General features: G+C 73.7%; 21 protein-coding genes and 2 tRNA genes. 7 read left to right on the top strand and 16 right to left on the bottom strand.

The annotated features are described in order from the left end of the window. Positions 1-23: 23 nt before the first annotated feature. From GOBS_RS07270 to GOBS_RS07255, 4 genes are all read right to left on the bottom strand, one after another. A complete protein-coding gene (locus tag GOBS_RS07270; RefSeq protein WP_012947645.1) occupies positions 24-878 on the bottom strand; it encodes a cyclase family protein in 855 nt (284 codons plus the stop codon). A 312-nt stretch (positions 879-1,190) separates the two neighbouring features. Continuing rightward, positions 1,191-2,345 carry an acyl-CoA dehydrogenase family protein gene (locus GOBS_RS07265; RefSeq protein ID WP_012947644.1) on the bottom strand — a complete coding sequence of 385 codons (1,155 nt, stop codon included), beginning with the start codon at positions 2,343-2,345 and terminating at the stop codon, positions 1,191-1,193. Further along, positions 2,345-4,345, bottom strand: coding sequence for an ATP-binding protein (locus GOBS_RS07260; protein WP_012947643.1), 2,001 nt, complete (start codon positions 4,343-4,345; stop codon positions 2,345-2,347). The genes GOBS_RS07265 and GOBS_RS07260 overlap by 1 nt, the downstream gene beginning before the upstream one ends. Positions 4,346-4,373: 28 nt before the next feature. Then, entirely contained in the window at positions 4,374-4,559 is a 186-nt protein-coding gene (locus tag GOBS_RS07255) for a hypothetical protein (protein ID WP_041241382.1), read from the bottom strand. A gap of 98 nt (positions 4,560-4,657) precedes the next feature. Here GOBS_RS07255 and GOBS_RS07250 point away from each other — a divergent pair, with 98 nt between their 5' ends. Continuing rightward, positions 4,658-5,182, top strand: coding sequence for a ferritin (locus GOBS_RS07250; protein WP_012947641.1), 525 nt, complete (start codon positions 4,658-4,660; stop codon positions 5,180-5,182). 19 nt (positions 5,183-5,201) lie between these two features. Here the strand turns inward: GOBS_RS07250 and GOBS_RS07245 are convergent, their stop codons facing one another. Further along, positions 5,202-6,815, bottom strand: a complete 1,614-nt coding sequence (locus GOBS_RS07245; protein ID WP_041241381.1) for a carboxyl transferase domain-containing protein — start codon at positions 6,813-6,815, stop codon at positions 5,202-5,204. Between the two features lie 57 nt (positions 6,816-6,872). Here GOBS_RS07245 and GOBS_RS07240 point away from each other — a divergent pair, with 57 nt between their 5' ends. Then, positions 6,873-7,466: an SACE_7040 family transcriptional regulator gene (locus GOBS_RS07240; protein WP_012947639.1), complete on the top strand. Its 594-nt coding sequence runs from the start codon at positions 6,873-6,875 to the stop codon at positions 7,464-7,466. 101 nt (positions 7,467-7,567) lie between these two features. Here GOBS_RS07240 and GOBS_RS07235 read toward each other — a convergent pair whose 3' ends face one another. Further along, positions 7,568-9,349, bottom strand: coding sequence for a hypothetical protein (locus tag GOBS_RS07235; RefSeq protein WP_012947638.1), 1,782 nt, complete (start codon positions 9,347-9,349; stop codon positions 7,568-7,570). A gap of 128 nt (positions 9,350-9,477) precedes the next feature. Continuing rightward, positions 9,478-10,689, bottom strand: coding sequence for a hypothetical protein (locus GOBS_RS07230; protein ID WP_012947637.1), 1,212 nt, complete (start codon positions 10,687-10,689; stop codon positions 9,478-9,480). A 146-nt stretch (positions 10,690-10,835) separates the two neighbouring features. Between GOBS_RS07230 and orn the strand changes: the two genes are divergently transcribed. Continuing rightward, entirely contained in the window at positions 10,836-11,513 is a 678-nt protein-coding gene (orn, locus tag GOBS_RS07225) for an oligoribonuclease (protein WP_012947636.1), read from the top strand. A gap of 67 nt (positions 11,514-11,580) precedes the next feature. Beyond that, a tRNA-His gene (locus tag GOBS_RS07220) sits at positions 11,581-11,656 on the top strand. Positions 11,657-11,967: 311 nt separating this feature from the next. Here GOBS_RS07220 and GOBS_RS07215 read toward each other — a convergent pair. Next, complete coding sequence (locus tag GOBS_RS07215) at positions 11,968-12,438, bottom strand: DUF1707 SHOCT-like domain-containing protein (RefSeq protein WP_012947635.1); 471 nt, start codon at positions 12,436-12,438, stop codon at positions 11,968-11,970. A gap of 345 nt (positions 12,439-12,783) precedes the next feature. After that, positions 12,784-13,590 carry a GAF and ANTAR domain-containing protein gene (locus tag GOBS_RS07210; protein WP_012947634.1) on the bottom strand — a complete coding sequence of 269 codons (807 nt, stop codon included), beginning with the start codon at positions 13,588-13,590 and terminating at the stop codon, positions 12,784-12,786. 247 nt (positions 13,591-13,837) lie between these two features. Between GOBS_RS07210 and GOBS_RS07205 the strand changes: the two genes are divergently transcribed. Beyond that, entirely contained in the window at positions 13,838-14,026 is a 189-nt protein-coding gene (locus tag GOBS_RS07205; RefSeq protein WP_012947633.1) for a hypothetical protein, read from the top strand. 448 nt (positions 14,027-14,474) lie between these two features. Next, entirely contained in the window at positions 14,475-14,720 is a 246-nt protein-coding gene (locus GOBS_RS07200) for a hypothetical protein (RefSeq protein WP_012947632.1), read from the top strand. Between the two features lie 36 nt (positions 14,721-14,756). Here GOBS_RS07200 and GOBS_RS07195 read toward each other — a convergent pair whose 3' ends face one another. From GOBS_RS07195 to GOBS_RS07180, 4 genes are all read right to left on the bottom strand, one after another. Beyond that, a complete protein-coding gene (locus tag GOBS_RS07195; RefSeq protein WP_012947631.1) occupies positions 14,757-15,038 on the bottom strand; it encodes a MoaD/ThiS family protein in 282 nt (93 codons plus the stop codon). After that, positions 15,035-16,120, bottom strand: a complete 1,086-nt coding sequence (locus GOBS_RS07190; protein WP_012947630.1) for a WD40/YVTN/BNR-like repeat-containing protein — start codon at positions 16,118-16,120, stop codon at positions 15,035-15,037. The genes GOBS_RS07195 and GOBS_RS07190 overlap by 4 nt, the downstream gene beginning before the upstream one ends. Before the next feature lie 72 nt (positions 16,121-16,192). Further along, entirely contained in the window at positions 16,193-16,651 is a 459-nt protein-coding gene (locus GOBS_RS07185; protein ID WP_012947629.1) for a hypothetical protein, read from the bottom strand. 60 nt (positions 16,652-16,711) lie between these two features. Then, the gene (locus GOBS_RS07180; RefSeq protein WP_041241380.1) at positions 16,712-17,899 is read right to left on the bottom strand and encodes a L,D-transpeptidase; all 1,188 of its coding nucleotides are present in this window, start codon (positions 17,897-17,899) and stop codon (positions 16,712-16,714) included. Between the two features lie 177 nt (positions 17,900-18,076). Between GOBS_RS07180 and GOBS_RS07175 the strand changes: the two genes are divergently transcribed. After that, positions 18,077-18,149 (top strand) — tRNA-Lys (locus tag GOBS_RS07175). 290 nt (positions 18,150-18,439) lie between these two features. On the opposite strand, the gene GOBS_RS07170 is transcribed toward GOBS_RS07175, so the two are convergent. The 3 genes from GOBS_RS07170 to GOBS_RS07160 all read right to left on the bottom strand — a co-directional run bounded on the left by GOBS_RS07170 (position 18,440) and on the right by GOBS_RS07160 (position 21,092). Further along, a complete protein-coding gene (locus tag GOBS_RS07170; RefSeq protein ID WP_012947627.1) occupies positions 18,440-18,847 on the bottom strand; it encodes a type II toxin-antitoxin system VapC family toxin in 408 nt (135 codons plus the stop codon). Continuing rightward, on the bottom strand, positions 18,844-19,203 hold the full coding sequence (locus GOBS_RS07165; protein ID WP_041241379.1) for a hypothetical protein: 360 nt from the start codon (positions 19,201-19,203) through the stop codon (positions 18,844-18,846). The genes GOBS_RS07170 and GOBS_RS07165 overlap by 4 nt, the downstream gene beginning before the upstream one ends. A 974-nt stretch (positions 19,204-20,177) precedes the next feature. Continuing rightward, positions 20,178-21,092 carry an SGNH/GDSL hydrolase family protein gene (locus tag GOBS_RS07160; protein WP_012947625.1) on the bottom strand — a complete coding sequence of 305 codons (915 nt, stop codon included), beginning with the start codon at positions 21,090-21,092 and terminating at the stop codon, positions 20,178-20,180. Positions 21,093-21,465: the final 373 nt, after the last annotated feature.

Here is a 21,465-nt window from a genome sequence, read left to right as displayed (position 1 = left end):
GCTGCCGCGCCGCGCCCGCGGTTTCACCAGGAGGCAAGGACGCGCGCGGGACCGCCCGAACCCTCCTCGAACGGGATGAGGCCGACCACGATCGTGGCGCCCGTGGGTGAGATGCGGTCGAGGTGGGCGAGGTTCTCCAGCCCGTAGCGGTCGGCGCCGGTGAGCAGGAGGTGGGTGTCGAAGGTCGTGGACACGCCCGGGTCGATGCTGAGCGTGTCGACGCCGAGGCTGCCGATGCGCCGGCGTTCCAGCAGCCACTCGCAGGTGTCCGCACCGAAGCCGGGGAAGTGCAGCGTCCCCGCCGCGTCCGCGCCGCGGTAGGCCTCAGGATCGCCGAACCTGGTGCCCCAGCCGGAGTGCATGAGCACGGCGGCGCCGTCCGGGATGCGGCCGTGGCGCCGTTCGTGCGCGCGGACGTCGTCGATCGTCACGACGGTGTCGGGCTCGTCCGCCGCACGCGTGCTGATGTCGACGACGACGGCGGGCGTGACGAGCTCATCCATCCGCAGCTCGGGCGCGAGGCGACCGCCCGGCGTGAAGTGTCCCGGCGCGTCGACGTGGGTGCCGGTGTGCTCGAAGAGGCGCCACTCCTGCAGGTAGTAGCCGTTCTGCTCGATCGTCACGACGGTGCGGCGAGACGGTGCCTCGGTCGGCACGAACATCGGCAGGCTCGTGGTCAACGGGTACGTGAGGTCGCACAGGCCGCGTCGGCCCCAGCTCGGGGCTCGCGGTGTCCGGTCCTCGGCCCGAGCGGTGCCGGTCAGCGCAGCGGTCACGGCCGCGGCCGCTCCGCCCACCAGCGCCGTCCGCCGGGAGAAGCCGGCCCCGGTCCCGTCGCGGTGCTGCTGCGCCACCCTGCCGGTGTGCTCCGTGCACATGCGCGCTCCGTCGTCCCCGTGTGATCGGGCTGCCCTGGGCTCGGGCGCCCGCGCACCATAGCCCTGGGACCGGCTGCCGGACCGCACCTTGCTGCGCGGTGCCCACCGCCGTGCTGGGGGACGACCTGACTCGGCGAGATCGCCGGACACCGGCCAACCGCACCGTCCCGCCACGAGCGTGCGAGTGGCGGGGGGGCAGGAGCGGCCACCCTTCAGGGGCCCGCTGGCCCCGTCCCGGGTCCCGCCCTGAGCCTGCGAAGGGCGGGGAGGACGGGGTCCTTCTACGAGGCGTGGGGGAAGGGTGGTCCTCCCTCAGCCAACGCCGAGGTCGCGGGCGATGAGCATCCGCTGCACCTCGCTGGTGCCCTCGCCGATCTCGAGGATCTTCGCGTCGCGGTAGAACCGGCCCACCGGGAACTCGTTCATGAAGCCGTAGCCGCCGTGCACCTGGGTCGCGTAGCGGGCGTTGTCCATCGCCACCTCGGAGCTGTACAGCTTGGCGACCGAGGCCTCCCGCCCGTACGGCTCGCCGCGCAGCATCTTCTCGGCGGCCCGGTAGTAGGCCAGCCGCGCGGTGGAGGCGCGGACCTCCATGTCCGCGATCATGAACTGGATCGCCTGGTTGCGGCCGATCGGCTGACCGAACGCCTCGCGCTGCGCCGCGTACTTCACCGACTCGTCGACGCACCCCTGCGCCAGCCCGACCGCGAGCGCGGAGATCGCGATCCGGCCCTCGCCGAGGATGGAGAGGAACTGCGCGTAGCCGCGGCCGCGCTCCCCCACCAGGTTCTCCGCGGGCACCCGGCAGTCGCTGAACGACAGCTCGCGGGTGTCCGAGGCGTTCCAGCCGACCTTCGAGTACCGCTTGCCGACGCTGAAGCCCGGCGTACCCGACGGGATGGCGATCGCCGAGATCTCCTTGCCGCCGTCGGGCCGGGTGCCGGTGACCGCGGTGACGGTGACCAGCTCGGTCAGGTCGGTGCCGGAGTTGGTGATGAACGCCTTGGACCCGTTGACCACCCAGGAGCCGTCCTCCAGGCGCGCGGTGGTGCGGGTGGCGCCGGCGTCCGACCCGCCGCCGGGCTCGGTCAGCCCGAACGCGGCCAGCGCCTCGCCGCTGCACAGCCGCGGCAGCCACTGCTGCTTCTGCTCCTCGGTGCCGAACCGGTAGATCGGCATCGCGCCCAGCGAGACGCCGGCCTCCAGGGTGATCGCCACCGACGAGTCGACCCGCGCCAGCTCCTCGAGCGCCACGCACAGGGTGAAGTAGGTGCCGCCCGACCCGCCGTACTCCTCGGGGAAGGGCAGGCCGAACAGCCCGAGCTCGCCCATCTGCCGCACGATTGCGGTGGGGAACTCGTCGGCCTCGTAGAACGCGCCGATCTGCGGGGCGACCACGTCCTGCGCGAACTCTCGCACGACCTTGCGCAGGGCCTCGGTCTCCTCGTCGAGCCGGTAGTCCAACATCACGTCTCCTGCTCAGGGGAGGTGGCCGGTGGGGTCACCACGGCCACCCGCTCGTCGAGCCGGACCTGTTGGCCGGCCGTCACGCCGAGCTCGGTGACCGTCCCCGCGAGGGGTGCGGTCAGCACGTGCTCCATCTTCATCGCCTCGACCACCAGCAGCGGGGCGCCGGCCTCGACCCGGTCGCCGACCGCCGTCTGGACCAGGGTCACCGTCCCCGGCATGGGTGCGGTGACGGCGCCGTCACCGGCCGCGCCCTCGACCGTCGAGTGCAGCCGCTCGTGCTCGCGCAGCGCGACCACCCGTCCGTCGGCGGCCAGCCACACCTGACCACCGGAGTGGACGACGGCGTAGCGGCAGGTGACCCCGTCGAGGGTCACCGCCAGCTCACTGCCACTCGCGGTCACCTCGGCAGGCACCGGGTCGGTGGACCCGACCTGCACCTCGGCGGCGGACGCGCGGCCACGCACCCGCACGGTCACCTGCTCGCCGCCCGCGGCCTGCAGCCGGCGCACCGTCCAGGCCGGCTCGCCCAGCCGCCAGCCGTCGGGGACGTCCCAGCGGTCGACCACCGGCCCGGCCGGCTCGGCCTCCAGCTGCAGGGCCAGCGCGGCGGCCGCGTACACCGCCGGCGGCACCGGCTCGGCGGCGGTGAGCGTCTCGCCGCGCCGCTCGATAAGGCCGGTGTCCAGCCGCCCGGCGACGACGTCGGGGTCGGTGAGCAGCGCCCGCAGGAACGCGGTGTTGGTCGGCACCCCGAGGACGGCGGTGTGCCCGAGCGCGCCGACCAGCCGGGCGCGGGCGGTGTCCCGGTCGGGGCCCCAGGCGACGACCTTGGCCAGCATCGGGTCGTAGTCGGTGCCGACGACCGAGCCGACGGCCAGCGAGCTGTCGAGGCGCACGCCCGGTCCGGCCGGCTCGCGCAGGCCGAGCACGGTGCCGGTCTGCGGGAGAAAGCCGCGGGCCGGGTCCTCGGCGTACAGCCGGGCCTCGACGGCGTGCCCGTCGAGCACGACGTCGTCCTGGGTCAGCGGCAGCCGCCCCCCGGCGGCGACCCGCACCTGCAGCTCGACCAGGTCCAGGCCGGTGACCATCTCGGTGACCGGGTGCTCGACCTGCAGCCGGGTGTTCATCTCGAGGAAGAAGAAGTCGCTCGGCCGCTCGGCGTCGACGATGAACTCCACCGTGCCGGCGCCGGTGTAGCCGACCGCGCGGGCGGCCTCGACGGCGGCGGTGCCCATCGCGGCGCGGGTGGCGGCGTCCAGCAGCGGGGACGGCGCCTCCTCGATGACCTTCTGGTGTCGGCGCTGCAGGCTGCACTCCCGCTCGCCCAGGTGGACGACGGTGCCGTGCGCGTCGCCGAGCACCTGCACCTCGACGTGCCGCGCGGAGCCGACGTAGCGCTCGACCAGCAGGGTGTCGTCGCCGAAGGAGCCGCGGGCCTCGCGCCGGGCACCCGCGATGGCGTCGCCCAGCTCGGCCTCGGCACGCACCACCCGCATGCCCTTGCCGCCGCCACCGGCGCTGGGCTTGAGCAGCACCGGGAAGCCCACCTCGACCGCGGCGGCCGCGACCTCGTCGTCCGACATGCCCGGCTCGGTCCGCCCGGGGACGACCGGGACGCCGGCGGCCACCACGGTCTGCTTGGCGCGGATCTTGTCGCCCATCGCCTCGATCGCGGCGACCGGCGGGCCGATGAAGACGATCCCGGCCTTCTCGCACGCCCGGGCGAACTCGACGTTCTCGGACAGGAAGCCGTAGCCGGGGTGGACCGCTTGCGCACCGGTGCGGACGGCGGCGTCGAGCACCCGCTCGATCGAGAGATAGCTCTGCGCCGCGGGCGCCGGGCCGATCGGGACGGCGACGTCGGCCTCGCGGACGTGCCGCGCCCCGGCGTCCGCTGCGCTGTACACGGCGACCGAGCGGATGCCCATCGCGCGCAGCGTGCGGATGACCCGGACGGCGATCTCGCCGCGGTTGGCGACCAGGACGGTGTCGAACACGGCTCAGCACCCCGCGCCAGGGGTGCGATCAGGCAGCCTTCCGGGTGCTCTTCGCGAGCACCTTGTCCGCCTTGTCCAGCTTGACCAGGCGGCGCTTCTTGACCGTGTAGCCCGGTGGGAGCGTCCCCTCGGCGAGGGCCCGCAGGGGACACCGCTTGCAGCGCGGCTTGTCCTGGCAGCACTTCTTCTTGGGCATGCGCCCGGGCTTCCCCACGGGGCGAGGTTAGCCTGGCCTTGCTGACCGGTCCACAGGCACCCCGGTGCCACGGGATAGCGTGCGGGAACCGCCACCGCACACGTCCGGGAGTCCCGATGGCCGCCCCTGCCTTCGTCGAGCTGCTCAACGCGCAGATCGGCAACGAGTTCGCCGCACACCAGCAGTACGTGGCGTGCGCCGTCTACTTCGACGAGCTGACCATGCCCCGGACGGCCCAGCTGTTCTTCGACCAGGCGCTCGAGGAGCGCGAGCACGCCATGATGATGGTCCAGTACCTGCTGGACTCCGACGCGCCGGTCCGCATCCCGGGCATCTCCGCCCCGGTCAACGAGTTCTCCGACGTCGTCGCCCCCGTGGCGCTCGCCCTGGAGCAGGAGAAACGGGTCACCGAGCAGATCAACGCGCTCATCGGTGTCGCCCGGCGGGAGAACGACTTCGCCTCGGACCAGTTCATGCAGTGGTTCATCAAGGAGCAGATCGAGGAGGTCAGCAAGATGAGCGACCTTCTCACCATCGTGAAGCGCTCCACCCACGACCTCGAGACGATCGAGGACTACGTGCTCCGGGAGGTCACCGCCGAGGCCGCCGACCCGACCGCGCCACCGGTCGCGGGGGCCTGAACCGGCGACGATCCGCCGCTCACATCCGGAAGACGCCATAGCCGACCTCCTCGAGGGGCGCGTTCGCGCAGGCGGACAGGGCCAGGCCGAGCACGGTGCGGGTCCGGGCGGGGTCGATGACGCCGTCGTCCCAGAGCCGGGCGGTGGCGTAGTACGGGTGGCCCTGGGTCTCGTACTGGTCGCGGATCGGCTTCTTGAACGCCTCCTCGTCCTCGGCCGGCCACTGCTCGCCGCGGGCCTCCAGGCCGTCGCGGCGGACCTGGGCCAGCACCGACGCCGCCTGCTCCCCGCCCATGACCGAGATGCGGGCGTTGGGCCAGGTGAAGAGGAACCGGGGCGAGTAGGCCCGGCCGCACATCGAGTAGTTGCCGGCGCCGAACGAGCCGCCGATGACGACGGTCAGCTTGGGCACCCGCGCGCAGGCCACGGCGGTGACCATCTTGGCGCCGTGCTTGGCGATGCCCCCCGCCTCGTAGTCGCGGCCGACCATGAACCCGGAGATGTTCTGCAGGAACAGCAGCGGGATGCTGCGCCGGTCGCACAGCTCGATGAAGTGCGCGCCCTTGAGCGCGGACTCGGCGAACAGCACGCCGTTGTTGGCGACGATGCCGACCGGGTGGCCGTGCAGCCGGGCGAAACCTGTGACCAGCGTCTGCCCGTAGAGCGGCTTGAACTCGGCGAACCGGCTGCCGTCGACCAGCCGGGCGATGACCTCGCGGACGTCGTAGGGCGTGCGCGGGTCGGGCGGCACCACGTCGTAGAGCGACTCCCGCGGGTGCAGCGGTTCCTCGGCCGGTTCGACGTCCCACGGCCGGGGCGCGCGCGGGCCGAGGGTGCCGACGATCTGGCGGACCAGCTGCAGCGCGTGCGCGTCGTCCTCGGCCAGGTGGTCGGTGACCCCGCTGACCCGGCTGTGCAGGTCTCCCCCGCCGAGCTCCTCGGCGGTGACCACCTCGCCGGTCGCCGCCTTCACCAGCGGCGGGCCGCCGAGGAAGATCGTGCCCTGCTCGCGGACGATGACCGCCTCGTCGCTCATCGCCGGGACGTAGGCGCCACCGGCGGTGCACGAGCCGAGGACGGCGGCGACCTGCGCGATGCCCGCCCTCGACATCGTGGCCTGGTTGTAGAAGATGCGGCCGAAGTGCTCGCGGTCGGGGAAGACCTCGTCCTGCATCGGCAGGAAGGCGCCGCCGGAGTCGACCAGGTAGACGCACGGCAGCCGGTTGTGCAGCGCCACCTCCTGGGCGCGAAGGTGCTTCTTCACCGTCATCGGGTAGTAGGTGCCGCCCTTGACGGTGGCGTCGTTGGCGACGACGACCACCTCGCGGCCGGCCACCCGCCCGATGCCGGTGATGATCCCCGCGGCCGGCGCCTCGCCGCCGTACATGCCGTGGGCGGCCAGCGGCGAGAGCTCCAGGAACGGGCTGCCCGGGTCGAGCAGCGCGTCGACCCGCTCGCGCGGCAGCAGCTTGCCCCGCGCGGTGTGCCGCTCGCGGGCCCGCTCCCCGCCGCCGAGCGCCACCCGGCGCAGCTGCTCGGTCAGGTCGGCGACGAGCCCGGCGTGCGCCTCGGCGTTGCGCGCGGCGGCCGCGCCGTCGGTCGTCGACCTGCCGGCGAGCACGGGGGCGTCCACGGCCGGGATGTTAACCGCGGTTCACGACGGGGGTCAACGAGCGTTAACATCACCGCCGTGACGGACGCCAACACCGCGTTGCACGCGGACGCGGCCCGGCCGTCGCGCCGCGAGCAGATCCTGCTAGCCGCGGCGCAGCTGTTCGCCGAGCGCGGTTCGCGCGCCGTGGGGGTCGACGACGTCGGGGCGGCCGTCGGGGTGACCGGGCCGGCGATCTACCGGCACTTCGCCAGCAAGGACGCGATGCTCGCCGAGATGCTGCTGCGCATCAGCGAGCGGCTGCTCGAGGGCGGCACCGCGCGGGTGGCCGCCGCCGGGGACGACCCCATGGCGCAGCTGCGCACGCTGATCGCCTTCCAGGTCGACTTCGCGCTGGACAACCCCGCGCTGATCACCGTGCACGACCGCGACCTCGGCTCGCTGGCCGACGAGGATGCCGCGCAGGTGCGCTGGCTGCAGCGCCGCTACGTGGAGGTGTGGGTCGACGTCCTGGGGCGGGTGCACCCGGCCTCGGACGCCGCGACCAACCGGGCCAGGGCGCACGCCGTCTTCGGGCTGGTCAACTCCACCCCGCACAGCGCCGGCCGGATGCCCCGCCGGCGGACGGCGGCGCTGCTGGCCGCGATGGCCGAGGCCGCCGCGACCGCCTGAGCCCCCGATGATCAGGTGAGCTGATCGTTCAGGCTCCTCCCTCACGATGGGTGGTGAGGGAGGGGCCGGTGGGACCAGGTCACCTGATCATCGAGAGCCGCTCAGGGATTGGGCTGCGGCACGGGCAGCACCAGCGCGGTCGAGGCGACGGCGTCGAGGTCGGCGGCCGAGCCGGTCGACCCGGGTCCGGCCCAGGCGGTCTCGACGATCGTCACGGTGCCGCCCGAGACGGCGCTGGCGTACTCCGCCCCGGACAGCTGCACGGGACCGCCCGGGTAGCGGACGCCCTCGCGCAGCAGGTCGCTGACGTTGCCGCTGCCGTTCTGGTCGGCCAGCGCGCGCAGCGCCAGGGCGCCGCTCGGCTCACCCATGTCGGCCGCCCACACCGAGACGACGACCGGCCGGCCGCCGACGTCGGTCGAGTACAGCGCCCGCGCCAGTCCCGCGCAGTCGGTGGCGGTGAAGAAGTCGGCCACCGCGCCGTAGGCGTTGCCGACGCAGGTCGGGTCGCTCTGCACCCACTGGGCGACGAAGGTGCGGCCGTCCACCGTCTCGATCTGCCCGGGCTGCGGGCCGCCGGCGGCCTCGGCGGGCGCTCCGGCCTGCCCGGCGGTGGACGGTGCCGCATCGGCACTCGCCTCGTCGCCCCCGCCGAACAGTGCGGTCACGCCCACCCCGAGGAGGACGACGAGCAGCAGGGCGGCCGCGACGAGCAGCGCAGTGCGCCGCGGCGAGGGCTGCCGTCGGCTCGGCCCCACCAGGGGGACGCCGGCGGCCCGGGTCCCGGACACGACGGGCGGCGCGGCCGGGGGCTGGACGTGGGCCGGTGGCACAGCGGGCTGGGAGGCGACCGGCTCCGCGGCGACCGGTTCGGCGGCGAACGGTTCGGCGGCGGCGAACAGCCCGCCGAGACCACCGCTCTCGTCCTCGCGCACGCCGACGGTGGGCCCGACGAGGGTGTCCATCGGCCGGGCCGGCGCGGCGACGGCGAGGTCCTGGGCGCGCGCGTAGGCCGGGGCCGCCGCACGGGCGGCTTCCTCGTCGGCGCGGATCGCGGCGGCGGCCACGGCTGCAGCGGCCGCCGGGTCGACCAGCGGGCGCAGCGGCTCGGGCGCGGCGGCGTGCGGCGCCGGGTGGTGTGCCGCCGGCACCGGGGCCGCTCCTCCGGCCTCGATCCCTGCCACCGCCGCGGCCATCGCGGCCGGGGCGAGCAGCTCAGGTGTCCGCAGCACGTAGGGCGAGTAGGGGAAGCCCTCGCCGTTGAGCTCCTGGGTGGTCGGCACCCGCCCGTCGAGCTCGAGGGCCTCCAGGGCGGCGCGCACGTCGGCCGTCGTCCACAGGCGCGGGTTGGCGACGCCGGTGTAGCGGGCCGAGCGGGCGATGCCGAGCAGCAGCGAGCGGGGCTCGAGCAGCGCGACCTGGTCCCCCTCGCCCAGGTCGCCGTCGGCAGGGACCAGGCCGGAGAGGTCGCCGACCAGCACGGTCAGCCGGGCGATCCGGCCGGGCTCCAGGCCGGCGCGGCGCAGCCGCACGGCGGTGTCCATGCCGGCGCGCATCAACCCGTCCAGCGGGGTGGACCCGCCGCCGGAGAGCTGCAGCACCTCGCCCGGGCGACCGGCCTCGGGGCCGACGGTCCACGACCCCTCGGGCAGCGCGGTGACCACGCCGCGCTGCCGGGGTACCTCGGCGATGCGGACGACGGCGAACCCCTCCGGCACGAAGAGCACCGCGTCGGAGATCCGGCGGCCCACCGGTCCGTCGAGGACCGGCAGGGAGGCGACGACCGCACCCCGGACCGCGCCGCCGGTGTCCCAGCGGGTCAGTTCGGCGAAGAGCGCACGCTCCCCCGCCGTCTGCAGCGGCCGGGGGGTCAGGGCCAGCACGTGGGTCCTCCGGGGCAGGGAACGGGGGCGGTGGGACGGCACGGGGCCGCGGCACGCCGGTTCGGAGCGCGGTCGCCGGGAGGAGCGGTCTCCGACGCTACGGCATGTGACGGGCCGGTCCGGGACACTCAGCGGGTCGGCGCGCCGCCCGTCACCAGGAGGCCGGGCGTCTCCCCGTGCTCCTCGAGAGGCGTGCGCCAGGCGGTCAGCGAGCGGCTGCGGGCGACGACGTCGAGGCCCGCCCAGAGCAGCGTGAACCCCGCGCCGGTGAGCAGCACCACCTCCGGTTCCCAGTTCCAGGGGGGCAGGGCACCGACGGCGGCGAGCAGGTCGCCGGCCAGGTAGGTGACCGCGGCCACCAGCGGTCCGGCCAGCCAGCCGGGCAGCCGGCGGGAGACGGCCAGGTCGACGGCGACCGCGCCCGCGAGCAGCGCCAGCGGCAGCACCGACGGCGGGAAGCCGATCGCGACCAGTCCCAGCCACATGGCGGCGCGGTAGGCCAGGTAGACGGCGGCGACGGCGGTCGCGGCCCAGCGCAGGCCGGCGACCCGCCGGGCGACGACGAGGGAGAGCAGCCCGGCGCACAGCAGCCAGGCCGGGTGCACCCAGGACGGCACCGGGAGCATGAACATCGTCGGCGTCTGGCCCTGGGCGGCGGCGAAGTCCAGCAGCTGCTGCTCGGCCGTCGTCCGCCCGGCCTCGTAGGCGCGCAGCGAGAGGATGCCGTACTCCTGGTGCTGGTTGGGGAAGACGGCGTTCTCGACGAAGAACAGCCACAGCCCCAGGGCGATGGCGTCCCGCACGCGGCCCGGCGCGGCGTACAGCCACCAGCCGCGGATCGCCCCGGCCAGCATGATCGCCGTCCCGAGGTAGAGCAGCGCGTGACTGGGGCTCCAGCTGGTGATGTCCAGCCCGTTGACGCGGTGGTTGACGATGTCGACCGGGACGGCGACGAGGAAGACCGCGGTGCCCCCCTGCATCAGGCGCAGCGCGCGGCGGTCGACGCCGTAGCCGGTGTAGCTGGAAAAGAGCACCAGCGCGACGACCACGACGGTGCCGGCGGAGTTGAGCAGGTGCGGCGGGGCGAGGTCGTCACGGAGCCACATGAAGTGCCACGAGACGTCCCACGACGAGCCGAGCATCTTCAGCAGGAAGGCGCCCAGCCAGGCCGTGTAGACCCAGCGCAGCTCCCGCTGGGTCGTCGGGCGGCCGGGGCGGCCCGGCGTGACGTAGGCCGGCCACAGCCACCGGAGGGTCGCGACCGGGTGGCGCAGCGCGGTCCTCGCCGAGCCCGGAGCCGACGGGGCCGCTCGGTCGGCGACGGGGACGGCACGGGGCACGGCGGTACTCCTGGACTCGGGGCGGTCCGCGGAGCCTAGCGAGGCGCGAGGCCCGTTTCCGGGCTCCCGAGGAGTACGGGAGTGGCGAGTTCCGTATCGCCTGCCGTGCGGGCGACCGCCTGGGGCGCGACGTAGGGTCGGAACCCGTGGCGGACAGCGCGGGACACCTGGTCTGGATCGACTGCGAGATGACCGGGCTGGACCTCACCCGGGACAAGCTCATCGAGGTCGCGGTGCTGGTCACCGACTCCGAGCTCAACGTCCTCGACCCCGGCCTGGACCTGGTCATCTCCGCCGACGACGCCGCGCTCGAGGGCATGGTCGAGGTCGTCACCGAGATGCACGCCAAGTCCGGTCTCACCGAGGCGGTGCGGGCCTCGACGCTCACCGTCGCCGAGGCCGAGCAGCAGCTGCTGGCCTACGTGAAGCGGTTCGTGCCCGAGCGGCGGACGGCGCCGTTGTGCGGCAACTCGATCGGCACCGACCGCGGCTTCCTCGCTCGAGACATGCCCGAGCTCGACGACCACCTGCACTACCGGATGATCGACGTCTCCTCGGTCAAGGAGCTGGCCCGCCGCTGGTTCCCGCGGGTGTACTTCGCCCAGCCGCAGAAGGGGCTGGCCCACCGTGCGCTGGCCGACATCATCGAGTCGGTGCGCGAGCTCGCCTACTACCGGCAGACGCTGTTCGTCGACGGCCCCGGGCCCTCGACGTCCCAGGCGCAGGCGGCCGCGTCGCGGGTCGCGGCGTCCTTCGCGGGGCTGTTCGCGGCCGAGGACGCCGGCACCCCCGGGCAGGTACCCCCGGCCGCGTCGGACGCCTGAGGGTCTCCGGTATCGTGGTGCCGGTTCCCCGGACGACCCGCTGTCGAGCGGCCGTCCGGGAGACGTGGTGGGTGTAGCTCAGCTGGTAGAGCACCAGGTTGTGATCCTGGGTGTCGCGGGTTCGAGCCCCGTCACTCACCCCATGCGGTGGAGGCCCTGGTCAGTTCGCTGACCAGGGCCTTCGCCCGTTCCGGCGCCGCTCACGGCGGCGGGGACCCGCTGCCCCTCGATCGGGGAGGAGCAGCAGCGGGCGAGTGCGCATCGCAGCCGGCTGCCGACGGTGCGGCCGGTCCTCACCGACCGACCGCACGGAGCAGAACCCACGTCCCGCGAGCCCCCCAGCCGGTGGAGCGAGCAGCGCGACAGCCAGGACCGCGTGTACTGGCGCAACGGCGTCACCGCATGCCCGCCCGGTCCTGCTCGCAATCTCCGGGCGGCGAGCTCGCCGAGCAGGTCAGTCGTGGTCCCAGTGGTGATCCCGGTGCTCGTGCCACTCGTGCCAGCCGCCGTCACCGCCCCCGCCGCCGCTGTCGGACAGCGCCACCCCGCTCAGGGCGCCGACGAGAACGAGGAAGAGGGAGGCGACGAGGAGCACGACCGCCACCCGCGCCGCGTTCAGACGGCCGGTGGCGGCGGTGGTCAGGGAGGTCCGCACCTGCTCGACCGCGAGCACCCCGAGCGACCGCCAGCCCGGCGCCGTGCGCTCGGGCGGCGCCGGCGGGAGGTCCTCGGTCAGCGGGTCGAGGTCGGTCAGGTGGACGGCGGCGAAGGCATCGGCCATCCGCTCCCCGCCCTCGTCCGGCGTGAGCAGGCCGCGGGCCACCGCGTCCTGCAGTTGCTTGACGGTGGCCAGCCGGTCGGCGTCCGACGCGCGCATCCGCGGTGCGGACGTAGCCGCGCTGTCCAGGTCGATCAGGGGTGGCATGGTCGTTCCTCCCGAGGTGCGACGCGGAAACGGCCACAGCCTGCACCTGCGCCCGAGCCACCGGGCGGGTTCCGGCGCGCGCGGGCGGGCAACGACACGAGGCCCGCGCGATGGGTGCGCCGTGTAGGGGCCTCGTGTCGTTCCGTGCTCAGGCGCCCGCCGGTGCCTGGAGCGGTTGCGGGGTGAACACGGCTGCTCCTGCCCGGAGACTGGAACGACGGCAATCCGGCGACCGGCCAGGGCCTCCCCCGTGCCGGGGCGGGTGCTGAGGGGCGGCCCCGCCGCCCGTGGTCTGGAGCGGCGGGGCCTGACCGCCGGAGCCCCCCGGGGAACACCGGCGGCTGATCAGGAGTGTCGCGGTGCGCCAGGTCCTGGGCGACCGGGAGCAGACGCGGGGCCGGACCGCCGTTCGGGGCCTCGCGGTGCCGCCACGGCGAACTCCCCGGTGCGCACGAGTTCGTCGGCGACGTCCCGCACCTTCCGGTTGGCGTTCATCGACGCCCGGGCCAGCATCTGGAAGGCCTGGTCCGGGGCGAGCCGGTAGCGCTCCACGAGGACGCCCTTGGCCTGGTCGATGACCGCGCGCGACTCCAGCGCGGCCTGCAGGTTGTCGGCCGTGCGGCGGGCGCTCCGGTAGGCGTACAGGTTGCCGGCCGCCACGGATGCGTACGGGCCGAACCTGGTGGCCGCCGCCCGGCTGTCCTCGTCGAAGGCGTGCGCGCGGCGGGCGTAGATGTTCAGCGCCCCGGTGACCTGGTCGTCCTCGTCGATGACGAGCGGGACCGACAGGGAGCTGAGGTTGCCGTGCTCGACGGCCCGCGGCAGGTAGTCGGGCCACCGGGTCTCGGTGCGGGTGTCGGCGATCTCGGTCGGCTCGCCGCTGCGCGCGGCGTGCAGACACGGCCCGTGACCGCGGTCGTACTGCGACTCGTCGAGGTCGACGGCCATCTGCCCCGTCGTCGCGACGGTGGTGGGACGGTCCCGGACCAGCAGCGTCACCGACGTCTCGGGATCGCCGGGCATCGCCCTGTTGGTCAGGTCGGCCACGGTCTGCAGCAGGTCGTCCATCGACAGCTCGCGCAGCGACAACCGGCCCAGGCGCTCCAGCGCCTCCGCGGCGAGCGCGGACTGCGGGTCCTGGCTGCTGGCCACGGAGGGCCTCCGGTCTGCTCGAACCGGGGGCTGGTGACCTCGGCCGCGGGACCCGAGCCCGGATCCCGTGCGGGCTGCACGCCGTTGCTCGACGCGCGGTCGGCGGTGGATGTCCCACGCCTGTCCCGACCCTACGCGCATCGGGAGGGCGTGGACACCGACGTCCACGCCGGACCGGCCTGACGAACCCGGTGCCTCGCGCCGTCCTGCCCACGACGTCGGAACAGGACAGGGCTAGCGTGCCCCCATGCCGTTGATCTTCCACTGGGGTGGCCCGCGGCACGGCGAGATCGACGAGGTGCCCGCCGAGCTGCTGACGTCCTCGGTGCTGGTCTACGACGGGCCCCGCTGGTTCGGGGTCTACCAGCGGTTCGAGCCCGTGCAGGTCCGGAGCACGCCACAGGGACCGGCCGAGGTGTGGGTCGTCCGCGAGTAGCAGCCCGCGGACCCCGCCGGTCCCCGGCCGGGGTGCGCACCGGCACGGTCTCGCCGGGTCCGATCCGCTGCAGGTCGGCGGCCATGGGCGCCGCCTCGCGCGAGGCGCCGGCGATGGCCTCTCGCGCCTGTGCGGTCGCCACGCTCTGCTCCTCGACGGCGGCGGCGATCGTGCCCTGCGCGCCCACGACGCCGCGCATGACGTCCTCGACGCCGCCCAGTGCGGTGCCGCCCGGGACCCGCTCCGGACGTCGTCGTCGGTGTTCACCGCGCGCGCAGGGGTGGTGATCACGAACGCTCTGCGGTCCGCGGCCGGCGACAGTCGAGCCCGAGCCGTCCCGCTCCCGGCAGAGCGCCGCTGTGACGGCAGCGACGGCTGTGGCGGGTGCAGCCGACACGCGCCTCCCGGGTGCTGGCCCGGCCCCGCTCCTCGTGGCGACCCTGGGGCCATGACTCTCGCCTACTCCTACGGGACCGCTCACGCCGTCGTGATGGTCGGCTCGGTGGGCACCGCGGAGGGCCTCGTCCCGCGGCAGATCGGACCGGCGCACGCGACCATCGGCAAGGTGAACGGCCGCAGCCGCAAGGCGCTGTGCGGGGCCTACGTCGCGGTGGACGAGCAGACCGTGTGGCCGCCGGAGGACTACGACAGCTCGCAGCTGTGCGCGGAGTGCGCGGCGCTCGCCGTCCTGTGACCCAGCGACCCCGTTCGCTGCCGCGGGGCGCTCCGCTCAGCCGCCGGCCACCGACGGCAGCACCTGGACGACGGCGCCGTCGGGCACCGGAGCACCCAGCCCCCCGGTGAACCGGACGTCGTCGCCGTCCACGTAGACGTTGACGAAACGCCGCAGCGCGCCGGCCTCGTCGCGGATCCGGCGGGCCAGCGCCGGGTGGACGGCGGCCAGCGTGTCGAGCAGGTCGGCGAGCGTGCCCCCGCCCGAGGCGACGTCCAGGTGCCGGGTGCCGCCGGCCAGGTCGGCCAGGACGCCGGGCAGCACCACCTCGACGCTCACGGTCGGATCCGGGCGGCGCGGACGACGAGGACGTCGGGCAGGTGGTCGGCGACCAGGGTGAAGGTGTCGCCCTCGTCGGCGCTGGCATAGACGCAGCCGTCCCGGGTGCCGAGGTAGAGCCCGGTCGGGTCGGCCTCGTCGGCGCAGGCCGCGTCGCGCACGACGGCCGCCCAGCAGGCGTCGGGCAGTCCGCTGGTCAGCGCGGTCCAGGTCTCCCCCGCGTCGCGCGTGCGCTGCACCTGCAGCCGGCCGTCCGGTGGCACCCGCTGCGCGTCGGCCACCAGCGGGACCACCCAGGCGGTGCCGGGGGTGGACGGCGAGGCGACGACCGGGAAGCCGAAGTCGGCGGGCAGGCCCTCGGCGATCGACGTCCACGACCCGCCCGCGTCGTCGGTGCGGAAGACGCCGAAGTGGTTCTGCGCGTACATCCGGTACGGGCCGGCCGCGTCGACGGCGACCTTGTGCACGCACTGGCCGTACTCGGGCGCGGGCTCGGGCAGGAAGACGGCGCTGATGCCGGCGTTGCGCGGCTCCCACGCCGAGGCGCCGTCCTCGCTGACGTAGACGCCGCCGGTGCTCATCGCCACGGTCACCCGGTCGGAGGCGGGGTCGGGCAGCACCGTGTGCACCGCCCCGCCCCCGGCGCCGGGTGCCCAGGTCGGCCGGTGCGGGTGGTCCCACAGGCCGCGGACCAGCTCGAAGCTGCAGCCGCCGTCTGTGCTGCGCCACAGCGAGTGCGGCTCGCAGCCGGCCCACACGACGCCGGGCCGGTCGGCGCTGTCGGGGCGCAGCTGCCAGACGCGAGCGAGGGCCGCGCCGGTGTCCTCGGGGAAGCGGATGGCGCCGGTCTCGGTCTCCTGCCAGCTCGCGCCGAGGTCGTCGGACCGCATGACCGTCGGGCCCCAGTGCCCGTACTGGATGCCGGCCAGCACGCGCGGCGCGGGGCCGCGGGTGTCGATCGAGACGGCCGCGACCTCCTGGGCGAGCAGGTGCGGCTCGCCCAGGGTCCAGGTGCGGCGGTCGTCGTCGCTGCGGGCCAGCCACAGGCCCTTGCGCGTGCCGATGGCGAGCAGGTCGGTCATGGCGCCCCTCCGGGAGGTCGGCGGGGCGCAGGACGCGCCCCTCGGACGTCAGACCGTCCGAGGAGCCGGAACTCAGCGGCGGGTGGCGCCGCCGCTCGGCTGGTCCGGGTCGGTGGCCTGCTGGTACGTCTGCGTCCGGTCGTCGGCGGCTTGCGGCGCGCGGCCGTCGGAGTGCCGGCCGTGCTGGTCGGCCAGGCCCGGGGCCAGCTTCTCGGCCTTGGCGCGCAGCTGCTCGGCTGCCGAGGCGTGCTCACCCGCCCGGCTCGCGCGCTCCTGCGCCTCCTGCTCGGCCAGTCGGGTCCGCTCCTCGACCTCGGCCCGCTCCCGCCGGGCGCGGGCCGCCTGCTCCTCGGCGGCCGCCTGCTCCTTCTCCGCCTGCGCCGCGCGCAGCTCCGCCTCGCGCAGGTGGTCGCGGGCCTGCTCCCGCTTGCGGGCCCCGTTGATGCGGTTGCGCTTGGCCATCGTCAGGGCGAGCACGGCCAGCAACGCCACCACGACCACGACGATCAGCACGATCACCCAGGTGTCCACGGCACTCTCCTCGACTCGGGGACCGGGTGATCATTCCCCGGGCGTGGCAGGCGGAAACGCTCAGGTGAGCGCGCTGCCGGCCTGCCACTCCGCCCAGGGGATGGTCCAGTCGTAGACGTCCGACCGCAGCGTCCCGGCATCGGATCCGCGGATCTCCACGACGTCGCCGGGCTGCGAGAACGAGAAGAACCAGCGGGCGTTCTCGGTCGAGAGGTTGATGCAGCCGTGGGAGACGTTCTCGCGGCCCTGCTGGGCCACCGACCACGGGGCGGCGTGCACGAACTCGCCGCTGTCGGAGATGCGGACGGCGTACTCGACCGGCGTGCGGTAGCCGTCGGGGCTGTCGACCGGGACGCCGTAGGTGCTGGAGTCCATGACCCGGTCGCGGTTCATCTCGGTGACCACGTGCGCGCCGTTGTAGCTGGGGTTGTCCGGGCTGCCGGCGCTGATCGGGAAGGTCTGCACCAGCTGGTCGCCGTCGTAGACCTCCATCTGGTGGGTGTCCGCGTCGGCGATCGAGACGTGCCGCTCGCCGATGGCGAAGGAGACCGTGCGGTCGGTCTCGCCCCACACGCCGTTGCCGAGGTCCACGCCGTAGAGATCGGCGTCGAGGGTCACGTCGGTGTTCTCCGGCCAGTACTGCGACGGGCGGAAGTGCACCTCGGTGTCGCTGAACCAGTTCCAGACGCCGTCGGTCGGGGTCGAGCTGGTCACCCGCAGGTTGCGCTCGACAGCGGCCTTGTCGGTGACCGGCTCGCCGAAGTAGACGCGGATCGGCATGCCGACGCCGACCGTCTGGCCGTCCAGCGGGCCGATCGACGGCGTCAGCTGCCGCTGCGGGGTCACCGTGGTGAAGGTGGTCGCGGCCTCGGCGGGCTCGCCGCCCTCGCCCTCGGCGGTCGCGGTCAGCGTGTAGCTGGAGCCGTACGCGAGCGGGGTCTCCGGGGTCCAGACGTCGACGGCCGGGTCCCCGGCCGAGTCGGCCACCGAGCCGGGCACCTCGGCACCGGCGCCGTCGACGACGCTCACGTCGGTGAGCTCGCCGTCGGTGACGGAGATCTCGAGTGGGACCCTGGGTGAGACATCGGTCGCACCGTCGGCCGACGCGACCTCGACCGCGACCGGGGGCGGGGGCAGGGGTGGGGCCGCGGTCGTCGTCGGCGCCGCCGCCGTCCCGCCGCCACTGCCCTGGCAGCCGGTCAGCAGGACCAGCGCCGTCGCCGTGACCAGCGCGGACGTGCCTCTCATCGGGTTTCCCTCCGCGTCCTGCGCAGCCGTCATCCCGGACGACTGGTTGCACCGGCCCACCAGTGTCCACGTCGGCGCCGGAACGGGGGACGGCCGCGGGACGCCGGACCACCTCGCCGGCGGGCAGGAGGGCGCTGGTATCGTTCACCCCTGTCGCCCGACGCAGCCGGACGACACGCGCCATTAGCTCAATTGGCAGAGCAGCTGACTCTTAATCAGCGGGTTCGGGGTTCGAGTCCCTGATGGCGCACCTCCTCACCTCTCACACCCCTCTGACCTGCAGGTTCGCGAGGGGGTCTCTTGCCGAGATGGTCGCCGCGCGGGCGGGGCCATGGAAAACCCATCGAAAACCTTCGCGCGGGCGGCGCTCCGCGGACCCGGCGAGGGCAACGAACCTCAGGGCAGCACTACCGGACTGCCGACCGGGACGGAATCGACGGCCTCCCAACGCCATGGACGCCGGCCGGGACGCCGCGATGCTGGTTGCGCCCGTCCACGAGGCGCTGATGCGGTTAGCGCCCTCTGACGAGGGCGACGCTGCTACCAGATCGTCTCGACCAGTCCTGACTCGCAGATGCGCCGGTCGCGGGTGACCAGCGGCAGGCCGAGGGCCATGGCCGTGGCGGTGATGAAGCGGTCCCACGGGTCGCCGAGGGCGTCGCGGGGGATCTGCCGGAACGCCGCGGCGACGTCCAGGGTGATCGGCTCGGCCTCGAGCGAAGACTCCGGGTCGCGAAGCAGCTCAACGACCTGGTCCAGCTGGTCGTCGGTGAACGTCCCCCGCGTGCGGATCACGTACCAGAGGTCGACGACCGAGGCGACGGAGACGGCGATGCCGTCGGTCGACTCCGCCTGCTCCAGCGCGGTGAGCGCATCCGGCGAGAGCCTGCGATCCGGGTCGTCAAGTAGGTACCAGACCAGCGCGTGGGTGTCGGCGACGACCCTCACCGGGTCGACGTGTCCCAAACGCCGCCGTCGCGGTAGCGGTCGGCCGCGTCCCGTGCCGCAGCTGAGCTGGCGACGTCGAAGTCCTCCAGACTCGGCACAGGCCCCGAACCGGCCAGGGCTCCCCGCACGGAGCGGCGGCGCTCCGCCGCCCGGGCCGGTCCGATGGGCACGACGCTCAGGTGAGTGCCGGGCTCGACGCCCAAGCGAGCGAGTTGCGCGGCGTCGACGCTGCCGGAGCCGTCAGCGCCGATGACGAGGTCCAGGACCTCGGACTGCCGCTCGGCGGGAGACATGATCGAACAGTAGCCCCGTCGACCCGCGTGCTCAGACGGCGGCGAGCAGTCCGTGGAGTCCACGCCAACCTGGGCTGCCGCCCGAGCGGACGCAGTGCGCCGACCGCTTTGGTCGCCGCCCTCAGCCCACACTGCGGAAGGTTCCGCGGAGTCGAAGACCCAGAACTGACCCGGGATGCACGGCTGCTTGCGGTGATCGATGAAAAATGGGCTTGACCTGCGGCTTTATCGTTGGGCGCTAGTGGTCGGCGACGACCGATGCTGGCTGATTTGCGGACTCTCTGCGGACTTTGCGGACTGTATGCGGACTGAGGTGGCGTAATCTGCGGGCCCATCCGAGCCGCCCTGAGGGACCGGGCAACCGCTCCACAGCCGACCGAGGCTGCCGGCTGCCGCGGGCCGCCGGCAGGGCGCTGACGCGTCCCTGCGGGATGGGCCTGCGGCCCACCTTTCCCCGACCCGCTGCAGTCGGAGAAGGCCTGTGCGTATGCCGCCATCGCAGGGGCCGAGAGCATGGGGGCGCACGTGCGCAATTGGTCCCTGTGGACAACGGCTCACTGGCCACAACATCCGGACAGACACCCTCCGGCGAGCGCCGATCTGGCCACGCTCGGCTCATGGCGCTCGATACCGCACCCTGAGTACGGCAGGACCCCGGGGCCAGGGACCGGTCCGCCAAGAGCCCCCGCGTCGTGTCTTGTTGTCGGAGCTCCCTGACCGAAGGGTGCTGCCGATGTCGTCGCGCCGCGGTCGTTGGGGCAGCCCTGAAGCACCCACCTGGCCACGCTGCGCGTGGCGCCGGCTGCGCCGTCGTCAAGGTCCGCCTGCGGCGGGCTGCGCGGGTTTGATACCCCGACCCGTCCGGCAGCTCAACGTAGGGCCTCCCGCGCCGGCGGGGAGGTCGCGCGCGGCGGCGCTCCTGCGGGTCCGGCGGCCACGCCTGGGACGACACGCGTGGAGCCGTTGGAACCCGGCCTGCGGGCGCGATGCTGGACGCCCCAGGCGGCGGGTGGCGCTGCCGCCCGGGGCGTCTCTGCTCAGCTCAGTTGGTCGATGACCAGCGCCGCGGCAGCCTCCATGCCCTCCTCGTTGGGGTGGTAAGCCAGAGCCCCACCGGCGAAGATGTCCGGACCGAACTCCCACGCCGTCACCCACGGATCCGCCGAGCAGACGTCGTGGTGCCGGCTGGCCTTGGAGAGCTCGACCAGTTCGGCGCCTGTCCGTTGGGCGGCGTGCTTCGTGGCCAGGGCCAGCTGCCGGGCGACGTCCAGGGAGTATCCGATCTCCTCCCGGTCCAGCGGCAGGCCGGGGCAGGGCTTGCCGTTCTGCGGGAGGATCGTGAGGTAGTCGACGAGTACGACGCGGGCGTTGGGCGCCGCCTCCTGGATCGCCTCCACCATGTCGACGAGTTCCGCGGTGAGGCCGGCCAGCTGTTCTTGTGCCGCCGCCAGATTGAACTGAGTGCAAATGAGCGGATCGAACGGGTCGGGCACGGCCGGATCATTTCCCGGCACGGCCGTCGTCCCTTCGACGGCGCAGGAGTTGCGGTGCAGGTCAGCCATGTAGTTGACGTCGTTGCCGCCGATGGTGGCCGTGACGACGTCCGTGGCGTCCGTCACCGCTGTGATCTGCGCAGGACGCCCGTTCTGCGGTGTGCCGATGATGTTGTTGATTGTGGCCCCGCTGCAGGTCACATCAGTGAGGGTGAGCTGCAGGGCTTCTGCGACGAGGTGCGCGTAGTTGTTGTCCGACCGTCCGCAGCGTGGGTCGATGATGTTCGGGATCCCGGGCCCGGCGGCGAACGAGCTGCCGAGGGCGACGTAGTCCATCTTGGCAGGGCTCGGGCTCGGCGGAGCCGCGCTCGCCGGTGACGCCGTCGTGAGCAGGGCTACCGCCGCGAGGCAGAGCACCGCCCGGACCAAGGCCTTGCGTAGGGGCTGGGTCAACGTCATGTAGCACCTCCCGGTATGGGCATGCCGGGCATATGCGCTTCGGGTGCTCAATGCTGCCACAGTGTGGTACTGGTCACTATGTCAACCGTGAGGCGTACGGGCCTCCAATAGAGCCGCGCCGTCCTGCCGACCACGGGGTGACCGCGGCGACCGCGGCCGCCCAAGGCTGACGAATGGCGGGGACCTGCCGGTGCGGCCGATTCGTGGGCTGTGAAGCCACGGGGTATCAGCATCGAGCCCCAAGCCCATCCATGTGAGATCCCCGACATGATTGAGGGGTGGGCCGCCGACCTGCACGGACTCTCCGAGCCGCCGGTCTGACCTGCGTTTCTAGGCGGGGAAGACGTTGACTGCCGTTGGACGAGTACGGGTG

The sequence above is a fragment of the Geodermatophilus obscurus DSM 43160 genome, from assembly GCF_000025345.1.
Lineage (GTDB): Bacteria > Actinomycetota > Actinomycetes > Mycobacteriales > Geodermatophilaceae > Geodermatophilus > Geodermatophilus obscurus.
This window is presented reverse-complemented; position numbering and strand designations above follow the sequence as displayed.